Here is a 26,394-nt window from a genome sequence, read left to right as displayed (position 1 = left end):
ATTCATAGATGCCTCATTTTTCATATAGGTTTTGAGAGTTTCATACCGATATATCCAATTATTATTTTTCTATTTTTCGAATCAACAAAGAAATGTATCCTTCCTGCAAAACTTCCTGTGAAACGAACATGCCACCCAAAGCATTTACTCTCTCCATCGTCTTCATCATCCAACCAGCAAAGTTTACGTCTTGTTTCAGATTCATCAGTTGCATATCTGGAAAAATTTGGCCATGCTTCATCATGTTCCCAATTTTCGGCATCCTGTGAAAGAGATATAATTGCGTTTATAGCTTGATTATACGGCATACTTGCACCATATAAATCAAATAAGTCTTTCTTTGTTCTTTTTAGAAAACGTAACATAGGGAAGCGTTCGTTTCGCTCATTCCAGAAATCATCTACGGTAGGGGACTCCACAAGACCTAAAGATCTTAACCATTCTTCGTGAATAGTGACATGATTAGGAGAAGAAACATTTTTCACATTATAATTTAATGAGCTAATATTTCCGTCATCTTCAAGAGTATCGCAAACAACCTCAACTATTGGGGTTGACCAATCAGGAATAATATCATAACTAACAGTTGCACTATCTAACAGAGAGGCATATGCCAAGGCTATAGATTTTTTATTTCCATTAGCAGTTCTAAACTCCTTGTCATTCAATTGCTGCACTATCAGATCTTCAATTTCTGAAGATAGTGGAGAACGGCTATTTAATAGTCGGATAAACTCCCATTCTTCTCTATAGCCATTGCCAACCAAAATGTTCTGTAAAACCCAGTTATCGGAAACTGGATATTGACCTATTGGAACATTTAAATTCACTGAGACTCTATTATTTGCTTTCTTTATTTTTCTCAATGAATTTATCATAGACAAAGCTAATTTTTCCGCTTCAACCTTGTCTAAATCGCCAATAAATTTAGAGGCATCATCCAAAAATAATACAGTATTAGTCATAGTCTTAGTCCAGAAGTTCGTCTAAAGCCCTACTCCATTCATCAAAAAAGCCATTAGGCCATTCACTAAAACGACCATTGTCATATAAAATTGGAGATATACTGGACGTTTCTCCTGTTTCAACATTTCGTGAAAAGAAATGAACACTAACATCATCACTCTTAATTTCTTTCTTTTTGGCTGCAACCCTTATGCCATTTATGACGTGATCGCTATGTGTTTCGACAATAATCTGAACGCCATCAGATGCACAGCGGGATAACAATAATCCTAATGCAGCCTGCCCACGAGGATGTAAATGTGCTTCAGGATTTTCAAGAAGCAATAATGAACCAGCAGGAGCAGATAAGCATGCAACGATAATGGGCAAGCAATAAGTTAATCCGAAACCTACATTTATTGCTTTATGATCACGACTATTGGAGTCAATCGAACTTCCCGAGTATGAAAACCGTAATGCTGTTGCATCTGCTAAATCTAAAGAAATAGGGTGAGGTCTCGCTCCGGGGCTAATTTGTTGCAACCAACCTGTAGTTTGGTCTAATAGACTTTCTGTAGGGGCTATTTGACTTATAAATTCATGGGAAATATAGCCATCATCAGAAAAGAGTCGATTCGGGGATACTTTATCTTCACCACGCTGAATTAAATAATCGATCGTAAATTCACCACGACATCCTAACCAACCAGAAGTTCTTTGGAAAGAGTTAGCTTGATTATAATGATTCGCAGGGGTAATTCTATCTGCCTGAATTAACTGAAACCCATTTGCGAATTGATCAACTAAATCTTTAATATCTCCATCATAACTTAAAGGAAGAGTGTCACTACCTTCTACTGTAGGAATGTTTAATTGAATACGACCGTTAGGTGTAGCTACGACAAAGGTAACATTATCCGTATCAGAATTCTCAAATCTGATATCTTCGCTTCTACCTAAATTTATTATTGGCCCTTGCAATGATAAAGAGTAATTTAAAGAATCATTATTCAAACTTTGCTTTAATAAAGTTATTGCTTGTAATAATGTGCTTTTACCAGAACCATTTAATCCCGTTAAAACAGTTAAACCATTAAGCTTTACACTCAGATTTTTAGCTGATTTAAAATTATGTAACTCAATGGAATTCAGCATTGTATGCCTCTCTAAATATTTTCCTCAAAGTTCTAATTCTTATATTTGAGGATTCCGATGAACCCGTACCAAATGACAGAGCACGAACAAAGTCACTATCGATAATTAATGCATTGGATAACAATTCCTCAAGTAATTTTTTATTTTTTATAGCAAAATCTAATTCATGATGATCTAATGAGCCAAAGAAAATCATCTCTGCTTCAAACAATCCTCTATTAATAGGACCTCGGGGCTGCGTACCGACGCTCTTACGAAAAGCATGTCTTCCACGAATGGCGTAGACTGCATTCAAGGCTGAATAAAAGGCATTACTTGCGTCATGCCATTTCTGCGCATCCCATTTATATAATTCTTTTTCAACCACTACGTTCAAAAATTCATCAAGAGTCTGATTCGCAGGCCTTATATATGGAGCATCTAATTGCCAAATAGCAACGAATCTTAAAACTAACTCCATATCTTGTTGGCGCAGTTTCTGAACTTTATTCTCAGTTACCTTTAAAAAAAGATCACTGTCTGAAAGACTCCTTATTTTCGAACGCCACTCTCCAGGGAATATAGCATTCCGTATTTCTTGAGCATTAAGAGGTAAACCACCTTGGTTAAGTCTAGCAAACACATTAAATTTAACAGCAAAGGGAGTATTAGCTCGTATTATATTCGCAGTAATTTCTAATTCAGCTACTCTTCTTTGAAATTTTCTATCCAGCTCTTGATAAGATTTACCTTCCAATTCATTAAGATATTGCAAACCTTTAAGTTGCAGAGGTGCAAGTTTAGCACCTGTTACAGAATTTAAAAGGTGAACATTTTTAAAATGAAATATTGTGCATAGCCTTTGAAGCCCATCTACTACAGAATATGCTCCATCTAAATCCTCACTAAAATAAAAAGAGGGCAATGGAATACGTAATAAGATAGATTCTATTAACCTTGATTTCCTCCTAATATCCCACAGATTAGCTTGGCGTTGAAAGTCTGGGGTAAGATCTAATTCATTATTATCTAGCCTATCCTCCAAACTACCAATAGTCATAGGCTTAGCAATTATATCAATTTTAGAGGGGTCAAATGGAGTTTCTATTTCAGGGTCCCGATCTTCATCGGGATCAAAGTCATTTTCAAAATTTACTACGATAGACTCTTCATGAATATTGTCTTCTGATTCTTTTTTTAAATTATATTCAACACCGTTATTATTAAAGCTCTTATACAAATCGGGGTAATTGCATTCAATCTTGATAAATAAACCTGGAACTATGGCCTCTAATGCCAGTAATAGAGCATGTAAACTCTGTCCCGGTTTACTGGGTTCAATTCTTTGTACAACCTGGCTACTATAGTTATTAACCCCTAGAACTGGCATTGCAGCAATATCTGCGTACAAATTGCTTTGAGATGTTACTATGTCCATTTTTGTAACAGTTGAGGGGAAAACGATATTAACAATAATATCTATCTGTTTAGTCGAACTGTAACCGTCCTCTCCTTGAATATCAACAATTCTTCCAAAGGCTCGTATACCCTGCACCCAGGGAGTCTTACCACCTTTATTATTATTGGTGCCTAACCAAATTATGGCTACATCACCTTCAGATACCCCTTTAGGAACCTGCTTACAATTGACAGATATAGGAAATGATTCTTCGGAATAGGAGGTGATACTATCAATTTTTCTTATTTCATGCTCGCTGTCAGCACCAAGCCGAATAATAAAATATCCATTCATAATCAACCAATTTTATCTAATTTAGTTTCAACTTCTATAGTAAACTGAATATCATCAGCATCTACAGACTCTATTGTTGCTAATTTTCTGAGTGTTTCATCAAGAGGCGGAAATAGATTTCTTCCTAGCTTATCCACACGACGAAGAATACCTTGCATTGCATTTTCACTAATAAAATAGCGAGATGCAACATGATCTTTCTCAATCAAATCAATAAGTTTTGTACTTATTGGTTTTATAGGACTTGGGGAAACTGCAGTAGTTGCATAGATATTCCCATAAGCAACTCCCCCGGTCTGCCATTTACGCTCCAACGAACCATTGTATAAATTTGAAATCTTTACTTTTGAAGACATAACCTGATGGACTAAATTTTCCATATTCGACGGAGTAGTAACATTTAATCCATCCTTATCTAGGATAGCTTTAATACGTTTTGCAATCCATCTGACAACAGGCACGCAGACAGCATTACCTATTGCATGATACCTGTTAGTCTCGATACCGCGAATTGGGATAACATAGTTGTCTGAGGGAATTGTCCAATCTGGAGGCAACCCTTGAAGTCTTTCACATTCTTTAGGTGTTAAACGGCGGACTTTATCTGGATATGTAACATAAGTACGCGCCCAATCAAGGCCCGTATGTCTACCAGATGTTGCTGATATACAGAAAGAAATTTGTGGCACAGAAATAATAGAATCTTTACATTTTGATTCTTTTAAAAAACCTTCTCTCTCATTTTTTGGTTTAATAGAAATTTCATCTTCATACAAAGAAGCAACTGCATTCTCAATAGAACCGAGCCAAGCACAAATAAAAATACGCGGTCTTGATTGCGGGACCCCAAAATAACGCGCGTTTAATAAACGCCACGACACAGCATATCCTAACTCAGTAAGCGATTGAACCAAAGCAGTAAAATCGGCTCCTTTATGTGAACTCAGTAGACCCGCAACGTTTTCTAACAGCACTACAGGAGGTTTATGAACAGATAAATGCTGGAGGAATGTATAGAACAGTCCTGACTGAGAACCCTTGAGGCCGCTCCGCTTTCCGTGGGGTGTACGTGCCATAGAAAGATCTTGGCATGGGAATCCAGCAGTCCAAACTTCGGCCTCCGGTATCACCTCAGAGCGTAGAGCACTTATGTCCTCTGCATTTTCAACATGCCCCCAGTGACGTTCCAGTACACCTCTACAGAATTCGTTATTTTCGCAGTAAAATGATGGAGTATAGCCCTCCTCTTCGAAGGCAAGGTCAAACCCACCGATACCAGCAAAGAAGGAGTTAACCCGTTTCTTCCTGGTTTTTTTAGCAGATTTTTTTATCGCTCCAGCCATTCATATACCTTTTTATCAATGCCTTACTATTTAAATTGAGGTCTAATTTTCATGAGTTTTCTATGGTAGCATTTAGTTTTTTAAACGCTTAAGCCTTCAAAACCTTTTTACAACGACCCCTAACAGGACTTATCTCTACGCAACAATCAACAAATCCCGAGCATAACCTTTTAATTATATCACAAATTCATTAAGTCCGCATTGTTTATTTTTAAAATCCGAAATATACAAAATGATGTTTACGGTTAGCTCTCACCAAAGAAAAGAAAGTTACTCTTAGATATCCATTAATCAAATACGAGTATCTATAATAAAAATTCAACTCAATACTTTATATCTTTTATTGATTGAAATTAATATCCCACTCAACATTATCGAATAATTTTATCTTCAATAAAAAGGTAGCATTTTAAATGCCAACGGAAAATAATGATACTTTAAAATTCTGACACCAAAAACTGTAACAGATACTAAAGTTAGTTTTGCTTGTTAAGCCCAGCGTCAAATTCTCTCTAATTACAATCATTAATATTCATTAGCCGCCTGGCTGCATAATGTAGAAAGTGGCTATTTGTCAGCGAATTCAGGAGGCCAAATTAATTGAACCACTACATTTTTGTGTCTAGTACTGCCGCCATACCGGCCCATCGGGTGATATCTTCACTAGTTGGGAGTATGCCTACCATCTGTCTCTTGAGCATTTAACACATAAATCCAGTCGCAACATTTCGGACATACCTTGTCACCATGCCAGCTGGTATCACACCAGCAACATATCCATTGCCGTATAGTCGTGTTAGCAGGTAGGAGGCGGTATGGTTTGTGATGAGATTTGCTCCCGTACTATCTGGTGCTTGTTGAATTGACATTTTTTAAGTCGAGCGACATTGTTCATATGCTGCGGCAGGTGCACAAACGTTTTGGTTGCTGTCAGAGGGTCAAACTGAAACATAACGCTGCTGCGGTCATTTTGGCGCATAACCACCCGTCCGGCACGACAGAAATCAGCCAGCAGGATAAACATGTCACTCAGCGAATTGCTAAAGCCTTGGCTCTGGTGGAAGTGCGTGTACTGGATCATCTTGTGGTCGGGAACGAAGTGGTGTCTTTTGCTGAATGTGGCTTGTTATGAGGTGCAGAATGAAAATCATCAGTAAGCGCCAGGCGATGCATATTTATCGTCAGCATCCCGAATCCAAGTTATCTGCCTTCTGTACAGGTCACTACCAGTGGCATGGCAGTGTCTGCCATTACTACGGACGTGAAGTTCAGGATATCAGCGGCGTTCTCGCTGTTTTTGTTGAACGTCGTCAGGACCGGGCAGGCCCGTACGCCATTCTGCGCAGCGTGACAGTGAACTAATCAACCCACTCAGTCATTAAGGAATATATTAATGCAGTCGACCACCTTATCCGGCACATCGGCGGAGAACGCATCCTGCCTTCAGTGGGGTTTAAAACGTAATATCACGCCATGCTTCGGCGCTCGCCTGGTACAGGAAGGCAACCGCCTATACTTTTTGGCTGACCGGGCAGGATTTAATGGCTCATTCAGTGACGAAGAAGCATTGAGTCTGGACCAAGCGTTTCCACTAATGACGAAACAGCTTGAGCGGATGCTGACCACTGGCGAGCTTGATCCTCGCAACCAGCACTGCGTCACACTGCATCACAATGGACTTACTTGTGAAGCTGACACTCTTGGCTCTTATGGATACGTTTATATCGCTATTTATCCCCATCAGCTATAACCAGGTAATACCTTCCTCTACTTTTATCAGGGAATCAACTCATGCATATTTCAACTGTACCGACAACAGTGACGGTTTCGTCACGCCTGTCTTCTGTCCAAGTTTGGCAAAAACTATTAACGTATATTTTAGAGCATCATTACGGCCTCACGATCAACGACACACCGTTCAGTAACGATACGACGATTCAGGAACATATAGAGGCGGGAGTGAATCTTACTGATGCTGTTAATTTCCTTGTGGAACGATTCGATCTTGTGCGCGTTGACCAGAAGGGTTTCTCCTGGCAGGATCAAGAACCCTGGATAACATCTTTGGATGTTCATCGGGCACAGTTCAACCTTGGCTTGAAACGCTCATAAATCAGCCAACTGATCATTAAGGAAAAACATGTGGGGGCATAATCGGGGGCATGTCAGTAAAGCGCATAGGAAAATAATCAATAAATTCAACATTATTAACCACCAAATGCGACTCCTGTGATGTCCTTTTGTGAGAGCACGGCTTGTGTGGGTAGAGAAAATTTAGCGTACGATCAGCGAAACGGAACCCCATTGCCATAGACTGAGTTGTGCGGTTTGGTGGTGAAGTTAAAAGTAAATTCACGATCCTTCACTGGCTGACCGCGTTCAAAGCGCCAGCTTTTCATGGCAGTCAGCACCGGCTCGTCAAAGATCCCGGCGGGTTTCGCCTGCATAATACGCACATGGCTGACCGTGCCGTCGTGCTCGATATCATATTTCACCTTGACGATGCCATTGGTGTTTTTCAACAGGGCCTGTTCAGGGTAAACGGGAGCCGTTTTAATGAGAGCTTTGGGGGACGGTGCGGCACCGAGCGCCAGCGCAGGCGTCAAACACAGTAGCAGGAGGGCGACAAACGTATGTTTTTTCATGTCATAATCCATTGGTTAAAAAGATAGCAAATACAATGTAAGACCGTGAGCTCCTCCTAATAGAGCGGAACTCAAGATACTGATTTTTTAACTAATTGAATAATTAATGCTTTCATCGAATATACCGAGTATGCGCAGGGCTTCGGCAAAATGCCATATTACCGGCTTATCTGGCAGGCGTATTTGGGTTCTGCCGCGAGCGTCTTCTCTCCCCAATACCTAACCCCTTCACTCCCTTTGCAAAAAGAACTGCTTGATGGTCTGCCGCAGCCAGCGGTGCGCCGGATCGCGATCCAGGCGCGGGTGCCAGGCCTGGACGATAAACACCGATTCAAGCTCGAGCGGCAGCTCGATCTCCGCCAACGGCAGGTGGATATTGCTCACCCCCTGCAGCACGTGGCGCGGCAGCGGCAGGATGAAGTCCGATTTCATGGTCAGCATCATCGCTGAATGGAAGCCCGGCAGGGTCAGAGCGACGTTGCGCTGCAGGCCGAGATCGCGCAGCGCATCGTCGATCGGCCCCTGCGTGCGCCCGCGGCGAGAAACGCTGATATGCGGGTAATGGGTCAGGGTTTCGGGCGTTACCTGGCCGATGATCGGGTGACCAGGGCGCACTAGCGCCTGAAAGGTGCTGGTGAACAGGCTCTGCGTCTTGATTTCCGGGTGCCAGTCGCGTGAGGAACCGATCACCAGATCCACCTTGCCGCTGCGCAGCGCGTCATCTTCGCCGTCGCTTTCGGCGATAAACTTCAGGCCGCTTAACGGCGCCATGTCCCGCAGCGTCTCCAGCAAGCCGCCCGCCAGCGCGCCGATAAAAATGTCGTTGGCGCGAATGGTGAAGGTTCGGGTCAGCTTGCCGGGCTCGAAGGATTCACTCGGCGCGATCAGCGCGGCGGCCTGCTCGATGATCTCGCCGAGCTGGCGTTTCAACTCCAGCGCGCGCGGCGTCGGCACCAGATGCTTGCCGGCCCTGACCATGATCGGATCGTCGAACTGCCGGCGGATGCGCCCCAGAATGCGGCTCATCGCCGGGGCGCTCAGATTCATCTTCTCGGCGGCGCCGCTCACGCTCCCTTCTTCCAGCAGCAGATTCAGCGCATAGATCAGGTTGAAATCAATTTTTTGCGGCATGGCCTCTCCGGTGGTGGTGCGCTCAATGGATTGCGTTTTGTGCAACTAGTTAATTACATCATTTCATTTTAAACAATCGAAATAAGCCCGGATACTGCCCACGACAACAAAGATTGAGGCTGAAACAGCAGGAGTGGGGAATGGTTGAGGTGTCTGTTACGCCGCACCACAAAAATCGATGGCTCGCCAGCGCCGGCGAAATCAACGGCCGTACCTGGCTGGGGCTGTTCGGCGTGTTTTTGGCGGTGATGGCCAGCGGCGTGGGGGAAAACGCCAGCAAGTTCGCGCTGGCGGATATACAGGGCGGCATGCTGCTGAGCTTCGATGCCAGCAGTTGGCTGACCACCTGTTACGTCACCGGCTTTGTGATCGGTTCCGGGTTCACGCCCTGTTTTTGGCCGACTTTTTCGCTGCGCCGGGTGGCGTTGACGATGTGCGGTATTTATCTGGCCGGCGGGCTGCTGACGCCCTGGCTGGGAGAACAGTATGGCACGCTGTTGGCGGTGCGCAGCCTGCAGGGCTTCGCCGGCGGCGCGTTGCCGCCGATGCTGATGACGGTGGTGCTGCGTTTTATGCCGCCGCTGATCAAGGTGCTGGGGCTGGGCGCCTACGGCTGGGTCTCGGCCTGGAGCGCCACGCTGGGTGCCACCGCCGCCGCCTTCGCCTTCCACTGGGGCTGGAGCGGGTATTTCTACTGGAACCTGCCGCTGATGGCGATCGCCGCCTTGTGCATCGGCTACGGTCTGCCACAGGATCCGCTGCGGCTGGAGCGCCTGCGGCAGTTCAACTGGCGCGGCCTGCTGCTCGGCGGCATGGCGCTCGGCATGCTGACGGTGGGCATTTCACAGGGGGAGCGGCTCGACTGGCTGAATTCGCCGCTGATCTACGTTTTATTATTGGGCGGCGGCGGATTATTGGCGTTATTTCTGATTAACGAATGGTACCACCCGCTGCCCTTTTTTAATTTACAGCTATTAAGCAAAAGGAATTTGTCCTTCTCCTTAATTACGCTGGGTGGCGTGCTGTTAATTATGGTGTCGCTGGTCAATATCACGTCGGGATATTTATCCGCGATTCAGGGCTATCGTCAGGAACAAACTTCCGACTTAATGCTGTGGGTGGCGTTGCCGCAATTAATTACGCTGCCGATTGTTGCCATGATATGCAATACGCCGCGGGTGGATTGCCGCTGGGTGCTGGCGATCAGCCTGCTGTTGATGGCCACCGCCTGCGTGCTGGCTGCCCAGCTGACGCCGGAATGGAACGGCGACACGTTTCGCGTTATCGCGCTGTTGCAGGCGGTCGCTCAACCGATGGCGATCATCCCGTTGCTGATGCAGGCGACCGGTGGGCTGTTGCCGACCGACGGGCCGTTTGCGGCGGCCTGGTTCAACGCGGTGAAGGGTTTCGCCGCCACCGCAGCCGGCGGCGCCATCGCGCTGCTCAGCCGACAGCGCGGGGACTATCACGCCGACACGATCGCCGACGGTTTTGGCTCGGCCTACAGCCGCGCATCGGGGTCGGCGGAGCAGTTGGCGCAGCTTGCCGCTCGGCAGGGCCACGTGCTGGCCAGCGCCGATCTTTATCTGTTGGTTGCCGGCCTGGCGTTATTACTGACCGCGCTGATTTTATTTATGCCGACCCGTATTTATCCGCCGCGTTCGGTCGCCGCCTGACATTTTATCATCAGAAATAAATATTAAGTGGAGTCACTTTTATGGCTAACAAGAAAGTCGCCGTCGCCGTATTGGCGGTTACCGTCATTACGCTGGGATTATTAATCAATAAATTCCTTATTAAAGAGACACAGCAGAATACCAACGACGCCTATATTCGCGCCGATATCTCGCGTATTTCTCCGCAGATTGCCGGTGAAATTGCGCAGGTGTTGGTCAGGGACAATCAGTGGGTCAAACAGGGGGAGTTGCTGGCGGTGATCGACCCGCGTGAATTCAACGTTGCCCTAGCGCAGGCGACGGCGCAGGAGCAATCGGCCCGCGCCCGGCAGGACGACGCCAGGGCTAACCTCACCCGCCAGAGCGCGCTGATCGCCGCCGCGCTGGCGGAGCGGCAGGCGGCGCAGGCGGAGCTGGCGTTTGCACGCCAGGAGCAGAACCGCTACCAGAGAATGGCCAGCAGCGGCGCGGGTTCGCAGCAGGCGGCGCAGCAGGCGACAACGCGGGTGCACACGCTTTCCGCCAATGTGGCGCAGGCGGAGGCGACGCTCAAAGCGGCGCGAAACATGGAGCAGGTGCTACAAGCCAAGCTGGCGGACAGCGATGCCGAGCTGATGTTGGCGCAGGCGAAGAAAGCGATGGCCGAACTGAACCTGTCTTATACCCGCATCACCGCGCCGATCGGCGGTGTGGTCGGCAAGAAAAGCCTGCGGGTCGGGGAGTTCGTCAAACCGGGCGATGCGCTGCTGGCCATCGTGCCGCAGGACAAGCTGTACATCATCGCCAACTACCAGGAAACCCAGCTGGAAAAAATTGCGCACGGGCAGTCGGTAGACATCCATATCGATACCTTTCCCGGCCAAACGCTGAAAGGGCAGGTGGACAGTATTGCGCCGGCTTCCGGCGTCAGCTTCGCGGCCGTGGCGCCGGAGAACGCCACCGGCAACTTCACCAAGATCGTTCAGCGCATCCCGGTGAAGATTGTGTTCGATATCAATAAAGAGCATGCCGCCTTGCTGAGCGCCCTGCGCGTCGGCATGTCCGCAGACGTCAGCATCAATACGCTGGACGGAGGCGTGCAATGAACAGGGCTGTGATCTCGCTGCTGTTGATTGCGCTGAGCGGCTGCCGGGCGGTAGGGCCGGACTACGCTCGGCCGCAAAACGCGCTGCCCGAGAGCTGGGGTCAGCAGGCCGGCGGCGGGGCGCTGCCGGTGGCCTGGTGGTCGATATTCAACGATGCGTCGCTGACGCAACTGGTGCAGCGCGCGGCGGCCGGCAACCTGGATCTGCAGCTCGCCACGGCGCGCATGCAGCAAAGCCGCGCACTGCTGGGCGTGACCGAGGCGGCGCTGATGCCGGATCTGAGCCTGGACGGCGCCTATCAGCGCCAGCGCGCCACCTCGGTGGGCAGTATGGATCCGTCCGGCAACGGCGGAGAGGCGGATTATAACCTCTGGCGCGGCGGATTCAGCGCCACCTGGGAGTTGGACATGTGGGGCAAGCTGCGTCGCGCATCGGAAAGCGCGCGCGCCGGCTTCGCCGCTTCGCAGGAGAATCGGCGCGCGCTGCTGACGTCGGTGACGGCGGAGGTGGCGAGCGACTATCTGCGTCTGCGCGCTACGCAGCAGCAGCTGGCGGTGGCGCAGGAAAACCGCGCCACGGCGCTGCGCATGCTGCAGCTGACGCAAAGCCGTTATCAAAGCGGTGCGGGCAACGAACTGGATATCGATCAGGCGCAGGTGCAGTTGGCGCAGGTAGATGCCCTGCTGCCGACGCTGTTCGATCGACAGGAACGCTTGAACAACGCCATCAGCCTGCTGTTGGGCGAGCGGCCGGGCGCGCTGAAAGCGATGTTGTCGCCGACGGGGCCGCTGCCGGCGCTGGTGCGCGCGGTGCCGATGGGTGTGCCGTCGGATCTGGCATTGCGCCGGCCGGATATTCGCGAAGCGGCGGAGCGTTTGCATCAGGCGACCGCCGAGATTGGCGTCGCCACCGCCGACTACTATCCGCGCATCACGCTGACCGGCAACGCGGGCTACCAGGCATTGGCGCTGGCGGATATGGGCAGCTGGTCCACGCATACCTTCGCCATCGGCCCCGCCCTGTATCTGCCGCTGTTCGACGGGGGGAAAATCACCCAGCGGGTGCGCCTGAGCGAATACCGGCAGCAGGAAATGGCCATCGCCTACCAGCAAACGGTGCTGCGCGCTTGGCATGAGATCGACGACGCGCTTTCCGGTTACCGCGCCCAGCAGCGCCGCCAGACGCATCTGGCCGAGGCGCTGGCCGCCAACCGACACGCGTTTGCGCTGGCGCGCGACAGCTATCTGAACGGCGCCAGCGATTTTATCCACGTTCTGAGCACGCAGCGCGCGCTGCTGGATCTGCAGTCCGCGCAAATTGTTTCACAGGAGGAGACGGCGATCGCCGTGGTGAATATCTATCGAGCGCTGGGCGGCGGCTGGGAACACACCTACCCGTCTGCGGCGCCACAGGAGAAGGCTGATGCACAACACGCTGAATAAGATTGTCGACGAGATGCTGGAAAGGGATACCCGCCGTAAACGCGAGGCCAGGGTGAGCGCCGTGCGGCAAGTCACCGCCCGGATCCGCCGCATCACGTTGAGCGGCGACGATGTGGATAAGTTTATCGCCGACCCGCGCGCGCAGGAGCCGGCCAGTTGGATCAAGGTGTTCTTCCCGTGGCGCGACACGCTGGCCGGGCGGGCCTACACCCTGAGCGGCATCGACAAACTCGCCCGCACCTTCGATATCGATATGGTGCTGCACGGCGAAGGCCCGGCGTCGAACTGGGCGCACGACGCGATGCCGGGCGACAAGCTGGGGTTCGCCGGCCCTTGCTCCGGCGGCTTCCGGCTGTTGCCGCAAACTCGCTGGCTACTGTTGCTGGGCGATGAGACCGCGCTGCCCGCCATGCGCACTATCCTCGCCTCGCTGTCTACCCCGCTGCCGGTGCTGTGGTTCGCCGAAGTGGGCGATGCGCAGGAGATTCAGGATGTTGATTGCTCCTTTTTGCAGATGAACAGCTGGCAAATACGCACCCGGCATTTCGACAGCGTGATGAACAGCCCGCTGGTGCAGGCCGTCAGCCACTGCGAACTGCCGGCCGGGGAGGGGCAGGTGTGGCTGGCCTGCGAACACCAGGTCGCCGCGTATCTGAAGGCGCGTTTTATCAACGAAATGGGCATCTCCCGCGCCGCCTTGTTTGCCAAAGGTTATTGGAAAAAGGGCGAAGCTAATTTCAAGGGCGCGATGTAACTCGGGCGAATGAGGATGGTTATGATTGAGAGAGTGTTATTGGCGGTGGACTGCTTTGAACACAGCGGCAACGCGCTGGATTTTATGGCGCGTCTGCAAGGCAGCATCGGCGGCGTGATCGTACTGACGGTGGTCGACAATGCCTTCACGCTCAGCCGCAGCGGCCTGCGCTTCGACAGCGACGAGCGCGAAGAATATCCTGCCGCCCAGCGCGAAGAGGCGCTGGCGGAAAAGCAGGTCGGGCAGGTGACGCGGGCGTTGCAACAGATGGGCTTCAACGCCCAGGGCCTGCTGGCTGCGGGGGCGCCCATCGAGGTGATCCCGGACCAGATGGCTTTGTTCAACTGCGATTTGCTGATCATCTCGCACCGCCACCTGTCTTCGTTGGGGCGCTGGCTGAACGCCTCCGTCACGCGCGGCCTGCTGGATGAGATTGGCCAACCGGTCTTGGTGATCCCGCGCTAAGCTATGGGTAAGGGCAGCCGCATGCGGCGGCGCGCGTTCGGCGACGAAGGCCGTACATACCGGAGGTCAACATGCGAAGTCTGGAAGATCAACTTGCCGCTTATGCCGCCTATCACCGCGATGCGCGCAATATCGCCACGCATTTCATCGGCATTCCGCTGATCGTCGTCAGCCTGCTGGCGCTGCTCTCCCGGCCGGCGTGGGACGCGGGATGGCTGCCGTTTTCGCCGGCCTGCGCGGTGGTGCTCGTCGCGGCCTTCTATTACCTGCGGCTAAATCTGCGCCTTGGCGCCATGATGCTGGCGTTGTTGCTGGTGTGCCTCGTGTTCGGCGCCTGGGTGGCGTCGCTGTCGACGGCGGCGTGGCTGAGCGTCGGCATCGGCGGCTTCGTCATCGGCTGGCTGTTTCAGTTTGTCGGGCATTTCTGGGAGGGGAGAAAACCGGCGTTTATGGACGACGTGACGGGCCTGATCATCGGCCCGCTGTTCGTACTGGCGGAAGCCTGCTTCCTGGCCGGCGGGCTGCGCGAACTGCAGCGGAACATCGAAATGCGCTCGGGCAAAGTGCGCAATGGGAGGGCATGAGGTGGGCTTGATTCCTACGGTGACGGACGCTGATGTCCGCCCCCACCCGCCGCACTTTTAACAAATTTGCAAAAGTCTTTTAGCCTCCCGCCTGCTTATCTTTGTTGTGATCAATGTCATACTTTCGGCATCTTAACTGTTCCCGCGCTTCGGCAGCGGTAAACCGGAGTTGTTGCATGAAAGTGAATTATCCCTTGTTAGCGCTGGCGGTGGGGGCGTTCGGCATCGGCACCACCGAATTCTCTCCCATGGGCTTGCTGCCGACCATCGCCAAAGGGGTGGACGTCTCCATTCCGATGGCCGGCATGTTGATCAGCGCCTACGCCGTCGGCGTGATGGTCGGCGCGCCGCTGATGACGCTGCTGCTGTCGCACCGGGCGCGCAGAAGCGCGCTGATTTTCCTGATGGCGATCTTTACCCTGGGCAACGTGCTGTCGGCTATCGCGCCGGATTACACCACCCTGATGCTGTCGCGCATCATCACCAGCCTGAACCACGGCGCCTTCTTTGGCCTCGGATCGGTGGTGGCCGCCAGCGTGGTGCCGAAAGAGAAACAGGCCAGCGCCGTGGCGACCATGTTTATGGGGCTGACCATCGCCAATATCGGCGGGGTGCCCGCCGCGACCTGGCTGGGTGAAACCATCGGCTGGCGCATGTCGTTCCTGGCGACGGCCGGGCTGGGCGTGATCGCCATGCTGGGGCTGTGGTTCTCGTTGCCGAAAGGCAGCGCCGGCGCGCGCCCTGACGTGAAACGCGAGCTGTCGGTGCTGGTGCGGCCGCAGGTGCTGACCGCGCTGCTGACGACCGTGCTGGGGGCGGGCGCGATGTTCACGCTCTATACCTACATTTCGCCGGTATTGCAGCACATCACCGAGGCGACGCCGCTGTTCGTGACGGTGATGCTGGTGCTGATCGGCGTCGGTTTCTCGATCGGCAACTACCTCGGCGGCAAGTTCGCCGACCGTTCCGAGAGCGCGACGCTGAAGGGCTTCCTGCTGCTGTTGGTGGCCATCATGCTGCTGATCCCGCTGCTGGCGCGCAGTGACATCGGCGCCGCGGTGAGCATGGTGATTTGGGGCGCGGCGACCTTTGCCGTGGTGCCGCCGCTGCAGATGCGCGTGATGCGCGTGGCCAGCGAAGCACCGGGGCTGTCGTCTTCGGTCAACATCGGCGCTTTCAACCTGGGCAACGCGCTGGGCGCCGCCGCCGGTGGCGCGGTGGTCTCCGCCGGTCTGGGCTACAGCTTCGTGCCGGTGATGGGGGCGATTATCGCCGGGCTGGCGCTGCTGTTGGTGTTGTTCACCAGCCGCACCGCGGCAAAAGTCGTTTACGCCAACGGCTAAGCGACAGCGTGCGGCGGTTTTTTATCCGCCGCACGCCGTTAGCCGCATAAAACATAAACGCTTATCCTCTCCCGCCCCCATTTATCTGTTCGGCATCAACTCTTAGCCGCTATCATTAACCATGTATATACATGGTGGCCGCTTGCACGGCACCTCTGGGATAATGAAAGACCTGCCTAAGGAAAGATCCACATGAGAAATATCTTCTTCTTCGACGCGATGCTGACGCCAAAAATCATCACCGCCGTTTACTGGCTGGCGCTGTTGGGCGTGTTGATCAGCGGCATCGGCATGATGTTCTACGGCGAGTTCTTCCGTGGCCTGTTCGGCATCATCGTCGGCGGCGTGTTCGTGCGCGTGGCGTTCGAGATGATCATCATTGCGTTTAAAAATAACGAATATCTGCGCAAGATCGCCGAAAAACCGTAATGCTGTCCCAACGCCGGGTTCCTCCCGGCGTTGTTTCCCTTTCCGCCCAGGCTATTCGAAGCCGAGCAGGCTGAACGCATCGTCCTGCGGGGCGTAACCCAACAGGCGACGGGTCTCTTCCAGCGATAAACGCGTGTAGCGGTTATTGGAAACCCCGTGCACCACCGCATATTGCACCCCTTCGAAACGAATGCAGCGCTCCAGCAGATCGGCGGCGTCGCGATGGCTGAGAAACGCGCTCATGTCGCGAGCGCTGAGCCGATCGCCTGGGCTGAGGGAGGTGAAGTTGGCGATGCGCACCGACAGGGCAGAAAGCCCTTCCTGATGGGCGAAGTAGGCGGCGATGCCTTCGCCGAAGGCTTTGCTGGCGCCGTACAGGTTCTTCGGTTTCGGCGCGTCATCCGGGCGGATTTGATAGTCGAGCGGATAGCCTTCCACCGCCTGTGCGCTGCTGGCGAACACCACCCGGCGGCAGCCGGCGTCTTTCGCCGCGCGGAAGATATTGAAGGTGCCGAGAATGTTGTTGTCCATCAACGAGCCGCAGAAGTCGGCGTCGGGGGAGGGATCGGCCGCCAGATGCAACACGGTGTCGATATTGGTGCAGGCCGCGCGGCAGGCGTCGAGATCGGCGATGTTGAAGCTGATGACTTCGTCGCCGGGTTGCAGATCGTTCAGCAGGCTGATGTCGCGTTCCGCCAGGCGCAGCGCGTAGCGATCGCCCATTGCCTGACGAAACGCCGTGGCTACCCGGCCGCCGGCGCCGGTGATCAGAATCCGTCCTACATCAGTACGCAACACCATGATGACTGCCATCCCTACTCTCGATTAAGTGTTGACCAGTAATAATCCCCCGCGTGACTTTTGTCCAGTATTTATATTAGTCATTCTGATGCTTTATGCCGGTAATGGGCACGTTTTGCCGAGCGTTTCGACCAGGAAATTCATCACCGCGCGCACGGCAGCGGTGCGCGCCAAATCGGGATACGTCACCAGCCAAAGCTCGCGCGTTGGCGCGGCATTGGCCGTGGGCAACGGGACCAGATCCGGATCGCCATCGGCGACGAAAGTCGGCAAAACGGCGGCACCCAGCCCTGAACGCGCCGCTTGTTGCAGTGAAAACAGATCGCTGGCCTGAAAGACCACCGGACGCCCCTGCAACAGCTGTTGCAGCCATTGCTGATGCGGCTGCTGTTGGTAGTGATGGTCATAGGCGAGAAAGCGGCGCGCCGCGTCGGGCAGTGCGGCGTGCTCCGGTGCGGCATACAGCGCGTAGCGCATCATGCCGATGCGCTGCGTCAGCAGCTCTGGCTGCTGCGGGCGCACCATGCGCACGGCGATGTCGGCTTCGCCGCGATCCAGCTCGGCGAACGCCGATTCACCCGACAGCGTGACGACGATCTGTGGAAAAGCCTGGTTAAATGCGGCAATGCGCGGCGCGAGAATATGCGCGGCGATCGACGGCGGCGCACTGATGCGCACGCCGGCCTGGGGCGCTGCGCCGGCGCTGCGCGCATGGCGGGCAATAGCCTGGCTTTGCGCCTCGATCTCCGCCGCCAGCCCGGCAATCGCCTGTCCGTCCTGGGTCAAGGGCGTGCTGCGCGGCAGTCGTACGATCAAACGCAGGCCGAGCGCCTGTTCCAGTGCCGCTACGCGTCGCCCGACGGTGGCGTGATCGCAACCCAGCTCCCGCGCTGCCGCCGACAACGAACCGGTGCGCGCCAGCGCCACGAAGTGTTTTAAATCCTGCCAGTCAAACATCGGTGAATTCCTGCACATTGGTGATGCGATTTTCGGGAATATTCACACGAATAACGGTGTGATTCAATGTGTGAACGTTTCCTCTTAAATTGAATTATTCAATTAAGGTTTCTTATGAATTTGCAATTACAGCAACGCACGGCATTGGTCACGGGCGCCAGTGAAGGGATCGGTGCCGGCATGGTCAGGGTATTGGCCGCTCAAGGGGTCACGGTAGTGGCCACCGCACGACGCGGTGACCGGCTGCAGGCCTTGGCGGATGAGGTGGAACGGCAAGGGGCGGTGCGTCCGCAGGTGATCGTTGCAGACGTGACCGACCCTGAGGCGATAGCCCGTTTGGCGGCGCAGGCACTGCGCCAGGTGGGGACAGTTGATATCCTGATCAACGCAGTAGGCGCGTTTCACCCCACGACGCTGAACGACAGCGATCGCAGCTGGGATGACGCTTTCGCTTTGAACTTCACGCCGGCCCGCAGATTGACTCAGGCGCTGTTGCCGGCCATGCAGGCGCAAGGCTGGGGCCGGGTGATCAACATCAGCGGATCGATGGAGCCGCGCAGCCTGAGCGCCGCCAGCGCCGCCAAGGGCGCATTGCATCTGTGGGCCAAAGGATTGGCCAGCGACGTGGCTGCTCAGGGGATTACCGTCAATACGCTGCAACCCGGACGTATCAACAGTGAACAGATCCGTGAGCGCTTATACGCTTGCGATGAAGCGCGCCAGGCGTTCATTGCGCAACATATCCCGATCGGCTACTTCGGCGAACCGGAAGACATGGCCTATCTGGCGGCGTTTCTTTGCTCCCCGCTCGCGCGATATATCATCGGCGCGGTGATCCCGGTAGATGGCGGCATGCATTATTTCGCGCATTGAGGCCGTTTTGCCCCCGCGATCACAGTTCGGCAATTTGCCGGCGCAAAGGCTTGCCTCGGCAAAATCTGCGGTGTTAACGTCATAACTCAACCGATTTAGGGTTGTTACTGCTACGGCAGGCAAAACCTAAACCTTGCGTTTCTGTTCCCCGATGGGGCAGAGGCCGCGAGGTTTAGGTTTTTTTTTGCGCCGAATTCCGCCTCAGCGCCAGGCCAGTGCGGGGAGGGGAGCGGCAGAACGCGAAGTCTAAGGATAACCGTATGAAATATGACACATTAGCCAGTGAGATTTTGGCCGGCGTCGGTGGCCGCGACAATGTGAAAAGCCTGGTGCACTGCGCCACCCGCCTGCGTTTCAAGCTGCGTGACGACACTCGCGCCAACGCGGCAGCGCTGAAGAAAAACCCCGGCGTCATCATGGTGGTGGAGAGCGGCGGCCAGTTCCAGGTGGTGGTGGGCAACCACGTGGCGGAGGTGTTCGACGCGGTTAACCGCGTTGGCGGGTTGGCCGAGGGCGCGCCGAGCGACGATGCGGGCGGCAAAAAAGACAACCTGCTCAGCCGCTTTATCGATCTGGTGTCCGGTATTTTTACCCCGCTGCTCGGGGTGATGGCCGCTTCGGGGATCCTGAAAGGCTTCCTGGCGCTGAGCCTGGCCTGCGGCTGGCTGCTGGAGAGCGGCGGCACCTTCAAAATGCTGTTCGCCGCCAGCGACTCGCTGTTCTACTTCTTCCCGATCATGCTCGGCTACACCGCCGGGAAAAAATTTGGCGGCAACCCCTTCGTCACCATGGCGATCGGCGGCGCGTTGACACATCCGCTGATGATGGCGGCGTTCGAAGCGGCGCAGCAGCCGGGTGCGGTGCGCGAATACTTCTTCGGCATTCCGCTGACCTTCATCAACTACAGTTCGTCGGTGATCCCGATCATCTTTGCGGCCTGGGTGTCCTGCCGCCTGGAGCCGTTGTTTAACCGGGTGATCCACAGCGCGCTGCGCAATTTCATCACGCCGCTGCTGTGCCTGGCGATCACCGTGCCGTTGACCTTCCTGCTGATCGGCCCGGCGGCGACCTGGCTCAGCCACCTGCTGGCCAACGGCTATCAGAGCATTTACGCCTTTAACCCGATCATCGCCGGCGCCTTTATGGGGGCGATGTGGCAGGTGTGCGTGATCTTCGGCCTGCATTGGGGATTGGTGCCGTTGATGATCAATAACCTGAGCGTGCTGGGGCGCGACACCATGGTGCCGCTGCTGCTGCCGGCGGTAATGGGGCAGGTCGGCGCCACGCTGGGCGTGATGCTGCGCACCCGCGACGCCAAGCTGCGGGCGCTGTCCGCTTCGGCCATCGGCGCCGGGATTTTCGGCATCACCGAACCGGCGGTGTACGGCGTTACGCTGCCGAACAAACGCCCGTTCATCTTCGGCTGCATCGGCGGCGCGCTGGGCGGTGCGGTGATCGGCTACTTCCATACCTCGGTCTACTCGTTCGGCCTGGTGAGCGTATTCACCTTCGCGCAGATCATCCCCGGCGGCGGCATCGACGCCACGGTATGGGGCGCGATCGGTGGCACCCTGCTGTCGTTCGTGTTTGCCGCGCTGGCCAGCTACCTGTTCGGCGTTGCGCCGGCGGAAGACGCGGCGCAGCCTGAGGCCGCCGCGCCGCTTAACCGCAAGCAGGCCATCCTCAGCCCGATCGCCGGCGACATCGTGCCGCTGGATCAGGTGAACGACGCGACCTTCGCCAGCGGCCTGCTGGGGAAAGGGGTGGCGATCGCGCCGCAGCAGGGGCGCGTGGTGGCGCCGGTGAGCGGCAGCGTGGCGTCGCTGTTCAAAACCAAACACGCCATCGGCATCGAATCGGACGACGGCGCGGAGATTCTCATCCACGTCGGTATCGATACCGTGAAGCTGGACGGGGCGCATTTCACCGCCCACGTGCGGGAAGGCGAGCGGGTTGCCCCGGGCGATCTGCTGATCGAGTTCGACCAGGCGGCGATCCATGCTGCCGGCTATGACACCACCACGCCGATCATCATCAGCAACAGCGATGACTACGTGGACGTGTTGACCAGCGGCCTGTCTCCGGTGCAGGAACAGGCGCCGCTGCTGACTTTATTACGCTAATTGAGGAGCAAGCGATGAACGGCAAGTTTCCGCAACATTTTCTGTGGGGCGGCGCGGTAGCGGCGAACCAGGTAGAAGGCGCATATCAGGCCGACGGCAAGGGGCTGTCGACCTCCGATCTGCAGCCGCAGGGCATCTTCGGCGCCATTACGCCGCGCACGGCGGGCGACAGCGGCATCAAGGATGTGGCGATCGATTTCTATCACCGCTATCCGGAGGACATCGCGCTGTTCGCCGAAATGGGCTTTAAGTGTCTGCGCACCTCGATCGCCTGGACGCGCATTTTCCCGCAGGGCGACGAAGAGACGCCGAATGAAGCCGGGCTGGCGTTTTACGATCGGCTGTTCGACGAGATGGCGAAGTACGGCATTCAGCCGCTGATCACGCTGTCGCACTATGAGATGCCTTACGGCCTGGTGAAGCACTACGGCGGCTGGGGCGATCGGCGCACCATCGATTTCTTCGAGCGCTATGCGCGCACCGTGTTCGAACGCTACAAGCACAAGGTCAAACACTGGCTGACCTTCAATGAGATCAACATGTCGCTGCACGCGCCCTTCACCGGCGTCGGCCTGCCGCAGGAGAGCGACAAGAGCGCCATCTATCAGGCGATCCACCATCAGCTGGTGGCCAGCGCCAGAGCGGTGAAGGCCTGCCACGAGATCGTGCCGGAGGGCAAAATCGGCAACATGCTGCTGGGCGGCATTCTGTATCCGCTGAGCTGCAAGCCGGAAGATCTGCTGGAAACCCAGCGGCAAAACCGCGACTGGCTGTTCTTCGGCGACGTGCAGGCGCGCGGCTATTACCCGGCCTATATGCAGCGCTTCTTCCGTGAAAACGGCATTCAGGTGGCGATCACCGAGGAAGATCGGCAAACGCTGCGCGAAACCATCGATTTCATCTCGTTCAGCTACTACATGAGCGGCTGCGTCACCGCCGACCCGGCGCAGTACGAGACGGCGCGCGGCAACATTCTCGATATGGTGCCGAACCCGCACCTGGCCAGCTCGGAGTGGGGATGGCAAATCGATCCGATCGGGCTGCGCTACCTGCTCAACGTGCTGTACGACCGCTATCAGAAGCCGCTGTTCATCGTCGAGAACGGGCTGGGTGCCAAAGACCGCGTCGAGGCCGACGGCAGCATCCACGACGACTACCGCATCAACTACCTCAATGACCATCTGGTGCAGGTGGCGGAAGCGATCGACGACGGCGTCGAGGTGATGGGCTACACCAGCTGGGGGCCGATCGATCTGGTCAGCGCCTCGAAGGCGGAAATGTCGAAGCGCTACGGCTTCATTCACGTCGACAGGGACGATGCCGGCAACGGCAGCCTCGAGCGCCGCCGCAAGAAGAGTTTCTACTGGTATCGCGATGTGATCCACAGCAACGGCGCCAGCCTGAAAGACCGGCGCTAGCCTCTAAGCCCGGCGGCAAGCGCCGGGCGTTAACCTAACGTTATTCGCTGCTGTTCATGATGGGAAATTCTCTCCCAGGGAATGCTGTTGCCCGCAGTCAGCCGTTATGCGGAGAAATATAATAATGATGAAAAGCTTATTACCTCGTTCCATGACCCTGGCGGCGCTGGTGCTGCTCTGTAGCCAGGCGCAGGCAGAAACGCTGCAAACCGGCAAGGACGTCGAAGCCCCCACCGCCAAATGGGAAGGGGTGGCGCTCGGCTTTGAGCCGCCACAGCCCGGACTGTTGGGGGATATGCTGGGGATCAGGCCGATCCTGGAGGATCACGGCTTCCACTATAACCTCGGCTACCTCAGCCAGCTGTCGTATAACGCCGGCGGCGGTTACAACCACGACAAACAGGCGTCGTACATCGACCAGTTCTCGTTGACCTTCAGCCAGGATTTGCAGGCGCTGACCGGCATTCCGGACGCGGCGATCGAAGGCAATATCGTCAACCGCAACCATGACAACAACCTGACCCGCGATCGCTTGCAGGATCCGCGCGTCGGCCTGACCGATCTGTCGCAGGAGAGCTTTGGCGGGCAGTCGATTACCCGGCTGGGTTGGTTGACCTTCAGCCGTTCCTTCCTCGATCGCCGGCTGCAGTGGCGCATCGGCATGATGAACAAGGTGCAGGATTTCGATCAGATCATTCCCTGCGATTTTCAGACGCTGACGCTGTGCGGCGGCAAGTCCGCCAACTCGTTGACCTGGTATAACTGGAACGTGCATTACTGGGGCACCACGCTGCAATACAAGCTGACCGACGGCCTGACGCTCAAGGGCGGCGTGATGGAGCAGAACCCGAGCGCCCCCAGCCGCAGCCACGCCTGGAGTTGGTCCACCAAGGGCAGCAAAGGCTTCCTGTTGCCGATGGAGCTGGAGCTGAAAACCCACGCCGTCAACCAGCTGCCTGGGGTGTATAACCTGGGCGTGCTGTTCACCAACGCGCGCCAGAGCGATCTTTATGAAGGGGTGTCCGGCGGGCCGGGCGCCAGCGATCCGCAGGGCTATCGCAGCCACGATCGCACCTGGTTCCTGTATACCGGTTTCAACCAGCAGGTGACGCGCCATGCGGATGACGTCAACCGTGGCCTGAGCGTGTTTTACAGCCTGGGGCTGGGAGATCAGCGCAGCAACTACCTGCACTGGTCTACCTCGACCGGCATCCGTTACCGCGGGCTGTTCGATGCGCGGCCGGACGACTGGCTGGGGCTCGGTGTCTCGGTGGTGAAGCTGAGCGACCGCTACAAAGACAATCAGCGTTATCTCAACCAGATGAGCGGCATCAGCGATTATCACGATCCGAACTACCGGCCGGTGCCGGGCCACTCGGTGACGGCGGAGCTGTATTACCGGGTTAACGTCACGCCGTGGTTGCAGCTGCAGCCGGGCCTGCAGTACTGGCATCACCCGGCGGGCGTCAGCGAGACGCAGGACGCCTGGGTGACGGCGTTGAAAACGGTGGTGACCTTCTGATCAGGCCGCGTCGCTCTCGCGGTAGCGCCGGCGGGCGTGTTCGAACCAGCTGGCGGGCACGTTGTGCGGCGGCTGCTGCAACCTGAGCAGCCCCTGTTCAACGATATGGCTGGCCTGGCGCCACAGCGTCGGGTCGCCTTCGGTCAGCACCTCCAGCAGGCGCTGTTTCTCGATCAGGTAGGTCTGGGCGAAGTGGCTGTCGTAGTCCAGCAGCGAGCGGGTGTTGTCGATAAGATCCGCCAGCTTGATGGTTTTGGCCTGCGGCGATGCGCCGGCGCTGTGGCGCCGATCGCGGTTTTTGCGCTCAAAGCGGTTGCCGTCCTCGGCGTGGCTGACGTTGGTTAACATCCGCACCAGCTCTGCCACCTTCGGCCCGAAATGGCTGTCGATGTCGCCGAGGGTGGTGGGCGTGTCTTCTACCGTATCATGCAGCCAGGCGGCCGCCAGCATCTCTTCGGTGTGCGGTACGCTGCGCACCAGCTCCATCACCGCCTGCGGGTGGACGATGTACGGATCGTCGGTGTATTTGCGGCGCTGATCGATGGCCGCATGCGCCTTGGTGGCGTAGCGGCGCGCGCGTTCTGCAAGCGTGTTCGTCATTTCCTTTCCCTCCGAGCATCCTCTGCATGAAAAAAATGTAGCATACCTCACAAGAAATAGCTTGCGATTACATCGTGCGCTATCTATATTCACACACATGAAAAGCACCGAGACCGAACAACCCAAGGCGAAGAACCTGCTGCAGCTCGATCAGCAGCTCTGTTTCGCGCTGTACTCCGCCAACCTGGCGCTGCACAAAGTTTATCGCAAGCTGTTGAGCCAGCTCGAACTCACCTACCCGCAATACCTGGTGATGATGGTGCTGTGGGAGCGCGATCGGGTGACGGTATCGGATATCGGCGAGCGGCTGTTCCTCGATTCCGCCACGCTGACGCCGCTGCTGAAGCGGCTGGAAACCGCCGGTTTGCTGGTGCGCTATCGCGCCACCGCCGACGAGCGGCAGGTGATCATCGCCCTGACCGAAGCCGGCCGCGCGCTGCGCGAGCGGGCGCAATCGGTGCCCGAGGCGGTGATGTGCGCCACCGACTGCAGCCTGGACGAGATCGTCTCGCTCAAACAGCAGCTGGAAAAGCTGCGCGGTAGCCTGATCGATCAGATTTGACCCGCCGCCGCCGGACGCAAGAACGGCGCGGGTGGTCTACACTGGTTAATAAGTGTCAAAAATAAGTAGTGCACGATTTAATCGCAAAAGATAAATATGTGACCGGCTTTACCTCGTGGAAGCCGTAGTCATCTCGCCAACCAGCAAGAAGGAATGAACGATGTCTATTGAGAAAGTGGTTTACCGCGCTCACGCCACCGCAACCGGCGGCCGCGACGGCCGTGCGACCTCCTCCGACGGCGTGTTGGACGTGAAACTGGGCGTGCCGAAAGAGATGGGCGGCGCCGGCGGCGAAGTCACCAACCCTGAGCAGCTGTTCGCCGCCGGTTACTCGGCCTGCTTCCTCGGCGCGTTGAAGTTTGTCGCGGCGAAAGAAAAGGTCAAAATCCCGGCCGAAGCCAAGATCGACGGTACCGTCGGCATCGGTGAGATCCCGAACGGCTTCGGCATCGAAGTGCAGCTGGATATCTCGCTGCCGGGCATCGAGCGCAGCGTGGCGGAAGATCTGGTGAAAAAGGCGCACGTGGTGTGCCCATACTCCAACGCTACCCGTGGAAATATCGATGTGACGTTGAACGTTAAGTAAGATTTTTGCCGAAATCTGGAAAAAATGGAGGGTTTATCCCTCCATTTTCTTGCGTGCCCTGCCTAAAAATCGTTCGAAAAAACGGTAAATTTTGTCCGTTTTGTGAGAATTCTCTTGATTATTACCCGCAAAATAACGCTTATTGCCGGTTGGCTGAACCAGAAGCCGCAATCAGTGTCTGACTGAGTCAGAACCGCTACACCGTCCCCGGAGCCACCGCGTT

General features: G+C 55.1%; 27 protein-coding genes and 1 pseudogene. 18 read left to right on the top strand and 10 right to left on the bottom strand.

All coding sequences use genetic code 11. The features are described 5' to 3' along the window. Positions 1–20: 20 nt before the first annotated feature. From AWX27_RS25145 to AWX27_RS25475, 5 genes are all read right to left on the bottom strand, one after another. The gene (locus AWX27_RS25145; RefSeq protein WP_154618191.1) at positions 21–965 is read right to left on the bottom strand and encodes a hypothetical protein; all 945 of its coding nucleotides are present in this window, start codon (positions 963–965) and stop codon (positions 21–23) included. 4 nt (positions 966–969) lie between these two features. Continuing rightward, positions 970–2,100, bottom strand: coding sequence for a DUF3696 domain-containing protein (locus AWX27_RS24685; RefSeq protein WP_072265475.1), 1,131 nt, complete (start codon positions 2,098–2,100; stop codon positions 970–972). Continuing rightward, a complete protein-coding gene (locus tag AWX27_RS24680) occupies positions 2,084–3,832 on the bottom strand; it encodes a DUF262 domain-containing protein (RefSeq protein WP_080432959.1) in 1,749 nt (582 codons plus the stop codon). Before AWX27_RS24680 ends, AWX27_RS24685 begins: the two co-directional genes overlap by 17 nt. 2 nt (positions 3,833–3,834) lie before the next feature. Further along, the gene (locus AWX27_RS18395) at positions 3,835–5,175 is read right to left on the bottom strand and encodes a DNA cytosine methyltransferase (RefSeq protein ID WP_060424287.1); all 1,341 of its coding nucleotides are present in this window, start codon (positions 5,173–5,175) and stop codon (positions 3,835–3,837) included. A 663-nt stretch (positions 5,176–5,838) separates the two neighbouring features. Further along, entirely contained in the window at positions 5,839–5,964 is a 126-nt protein-coding gene (locus tag AWX27_RS25475; RefSeq protein WP_154618192.1) for a putative zinc ribbon protein, read from the bottom strand. 145 nt (positions 5,965–6,109) lie between these two features. Between AWX27_RS25475 and AWX27_RS24675 the strand changes: the two are divergent. The 4 genes and pseudogenes from AWX27_RS24675 to AWX27_RS24665 form a co-directional block, all read left to right on the top strand. Continuing rightward, positions 6,110–6,307 (top strand): annotated as a pseudogene (locus AWX27_RS24675) (JAB domain-containing protein); the annotation flags it as partial. An 8-nt stretch (positions 6,308–6,315) separates the two neighbouring features. Further along, entirely contained in the window at positions 6,316–6,537 is a 222-nt protein-coding gene (locus tag AWX27_RS24670; protein WP_023315134.1) for a DUF987 domain-containing protein, read from the top strand. A 31-nt stretch (positions 6,538–6,568) separates the two neighbouring features. After that, positions 6,569–6,925, top strand: a complete 357-nt coding sequence (locus tag AWX27_RS18385; RefSeq protein ID WP_032294516.1) for a type IV toxin-antitoxin system YeeU family antitoxin — start codon at positions 6,569–6,571, stop codon at positions 6,923–6,925. Between the two features lie 41 nt (positions 6,926–6,966). Further along, entirely contained in the window at positions 6,967–7,287 is a 321-nt protein-coding gene (locus AWX27_RS24665; RefSeq protein WP_061069384.1) for a TA system toxin CbtA family protein, read from the top strand. 173 nt (positions 7,288–7,460) lie between these two features. Here AWX27_RS24665 and AWX27_RS18375 read toward each other — a convergent pair whose 3' ends face one another. Then, a complete protein-coding gene (locus AWX27_RS18375) occupies positions 7,461–7,820 on the bottom strand; it encodes a TonB family protein (protein ID WP_052133472.1) in 360 nt (119 codons plus the stop codon). 228 nt (positions 7,821–8,048) lie between these two features. Then, positions 8,049–8,951: a LysR family transcriptional regulator gene (locus AWX27_RS18370; protein WP_060424403.1), complete on the bottom strand. Its 903-nt coding sequence runs from the start codon at positions 8,949–8,951 to the stop codon at positions 8,049–8,051. A gap of 140 nt (positions 8,952–9,091) precedes the next feature. Here AWX27_RS18370 and AWX27_RS18365 point away from each other — a divergent pair, with 140 nt between their 5' ends. From AWX27_RS18365 to AWX27_RS18330, 8 genes are all read left to right on the top strand, one after another. Further along, positions 9,092–10,627, top strand: coding sequence for an MFS transporter (locus tag AWX27_RS18365; RefSeq protein ID WP_060424280.1), 1,536 nt, complete (start codon positions 9,092–9,094; stop codon positions 10,625–10,627). 41 nt (positions 10,628–10,668) lie between these two features. Beyond that, entirely contained in the window at positions 10,669–11,712 is a 1,044-nt protein-coding gene (locus AWX27_RS18360) for an HlyD family secretion protein (protein WP_060424277.1), read from the top strand. Next, positions 11,709–13,154, top strand: a complete 1,446-nt coding sequence (locus AWX27_RS18355) for an efflux transporter outer membrane subunit (protein WP_060424275.1) — start codon at positions 11,709–11,711, stop codon at positions 13,152–13,154. Before AWX27_RS18360 ends, AWX27_RS18355 begins: the two co-directional genes overlap by 4 nt. After that, positions 13,135–13,908: a siderophore-interacting protein gene (locus AWX27_RS18350; protein WP_060424273.1), complete on the top strand. Its 774-nt coding sequence runs from the start codon at positions 13,135–13,137 to the stop codon at positions 13,906–13,908. The genes AWX27_RS18355 and AWX27_RS18350 overlap by 20 nt, the downstream gene beginning before the upstream one ends. A 21-nt stretch (positions 13,909–13,929) precedes the next feature. Beyond that, complete coding sequence (locus AWX27_RS18345; protein WP_060424270.1) at positions 13,930–14,373, top strand: universal stress protein; 444 nt, start codon at positions 13,930–13,932, stop codon at positions 14,371–14,373. A gap of 71 nt (positions 14,374–14,444) precedes the next feature. Continuing rightward, positions 14,445–14,957, top strand: a complete 513-nt coding sequence (locus AWX27_RS18340; protein WP_060424268.1) for an Mpo1 family 2-hydroxy fatty acid dioxygenase — start codon at positions 14,445–14,447, stop codon at positions 14,955–14,957. A gap of 176 nt (positions 14,958–15,133) precedes the next feature. Continuing rightward, a complete protein-coding gene (locus AWX27_RS18335) occupies positions 15,134–16,300 on the top strand; it encodes an MFS transporter (protein WP_039568202.1) in 1,167 nt (388 codons plus the stop codon). 192 nt (positions 16,301–16,492) lie between these two features. After that, positions 16,493–16,729 (top strand): DUF4282 domain-containing protein, encoded by a 237-nt coding sequence (locus tag AWX27_RS18330; protein ID WP_019452598.1) that lies wholly within the window; start codon positions 16,493–16,495, stop codon positions 16,727–16,729. 51 nt (positions 16,730–16,780) lie between these two features. Here the strand turns inward: AWX27_RS18330 and AWX27_RS18325 are convergent, their stop codons facing one another. Both AWX27_RS18325 and AWX27_RS18320 read right to left on the bottom strand, forming a co-directional pair. Beyond that, on the bottom strand, positions 16,781–17,530 hold the full coding sequence (locus AWX27_RS18325) for an NAD-dependent epimerase/dehydratase family protein (protein ID WP_060424265.1): 750 nt from the start codon (positions 17,528–17,530) through the stop codon (positions 16,781–16,783). A 93-nt stretch (positions 17,531–17,623) separates the two neighbouring features. After that, entirely contained in the window at positions 17,624–18,487 is an 864-nt protein-coding gene (locus tag AWX27_RS18320; RefSeq protein WP_060424263.1) for a LysR family transcriptional regulator, read from the bottom strand. A 114-nt stretch (positions 18,488–18,601) separates the two neighbouring features. Between AWX27_RS18320 and AWX27_RS18315 the strand changes: the two genes are divergently transcribed. From AWX27_RS18315 to AWX27_RS18300, 4 genes are all read left to right on the top strand, one after another. Then, positions 18,602–19,360 carry an SDR family NAD(P)-dependent oxidoreductase gene (locus AWX27_RS18315; RefSeq protein WP_060424261.1) on the top strand — a complete coding sequence of 253 codons (759 nt, stop codon included), beginning with the start codon at positions 18,602–18,604 and terminating at the stop codon, positions 19,358–19,360. A gap of 260 nt (positions 19,361–19,620) precedes the next feature. Next, the gene (bglF, locus tag AWX27_RS18310) at positions 19,621–21,483 is read left to right on the top strand and encodes a PTS beta-glucoside transporter subunit IIABC (RefSeq protein WP_060424259.1); all 1,863 of its coding nucleotides are present in this window, start codon (positions 19,621–19,623) and stop codon (positions 21,481–21,483) included. Between the two features lie 14 nt (positions 21,484–21,497). After that, complete coding sequence (locus AWX27_RS18305; protein WP_038875902.1) at positions 21,498–22,901, top strand: glycoside hydrolase family 1 protein; 1,404 nt, start codon at positions 21,498–21,500, stop codon at positions 22,899–22,901. Between the two features lie 151 nt (positions 22,902–23,052). Further along, positions 23,053–24,423 (top strand): carbohydrate porin, encoded by a 1,371-nt coding sequence (locus tag AWX27_RS18300; RefSeq protein ID WP_369819337.1) that lies wholly within the window; start codon positions 23,053–23,055, stop codon positions 24,421–24,423. Here the strand turns inward: AWX27_RS18300 and AWX27_RS18295 are convergent, their stop codons facing one another. Further along, a complete protein-coding gene (locus tag AWX27_RS18295; RefSeq protein WP_049274352.1) occupies positions 24,424–25,023 on the bottom strand; it encodes an HD domain-containing protein in 600 nt (199 codons plus the stop codon). A 97-nt stretch (positions 25,024–25,120) separates the two neighbouring features. Between AWX27_RS18295 and AWX27_RS18290 the strand changes: the two genes are divergently transcribed. Continuing rightward, positions 25,121–25,585 (top strand): MarR family winged helix-turn-helix transcriptional regulator, encoded by a 465-nt coding sequence (locus AWX27_RS18290; protein ID WP_060424257.1) that lies wholly within the window; start codon positions 25,121–25,123, stop codon positions 25,583–25,585. 160 nt (positions 25,586–25,745) lie between these two features. After that, complete coding sequence (locus AWX27_RS18285) at positions 25,746–26,171, top strand: organic hydroperoxide resistance protein (RefSeq protein ID WP_004934114.1); 426 nt, start codon at positions 25,746–25,748, stop codon at positions 26,169–26,171. The last annotated feature ends 223 nt before the right edge of the window (positions 26,172–26,394 follow it).

Origin of the sequence: Serratia sp. 2880STDY5682894, assembly GCF_001537385.1 — a bacterium.
GTDB classification, from domain to species: domain Bacteria; phylum Pseudomonadota; class Gammaproteobacteria; order Enterobacterales; family Enterobacteriaceae; genus Serratia; species Serratia nevei.
This window is presented reverse-complemented; position numbering and strand designations above follow the sequence as displayed.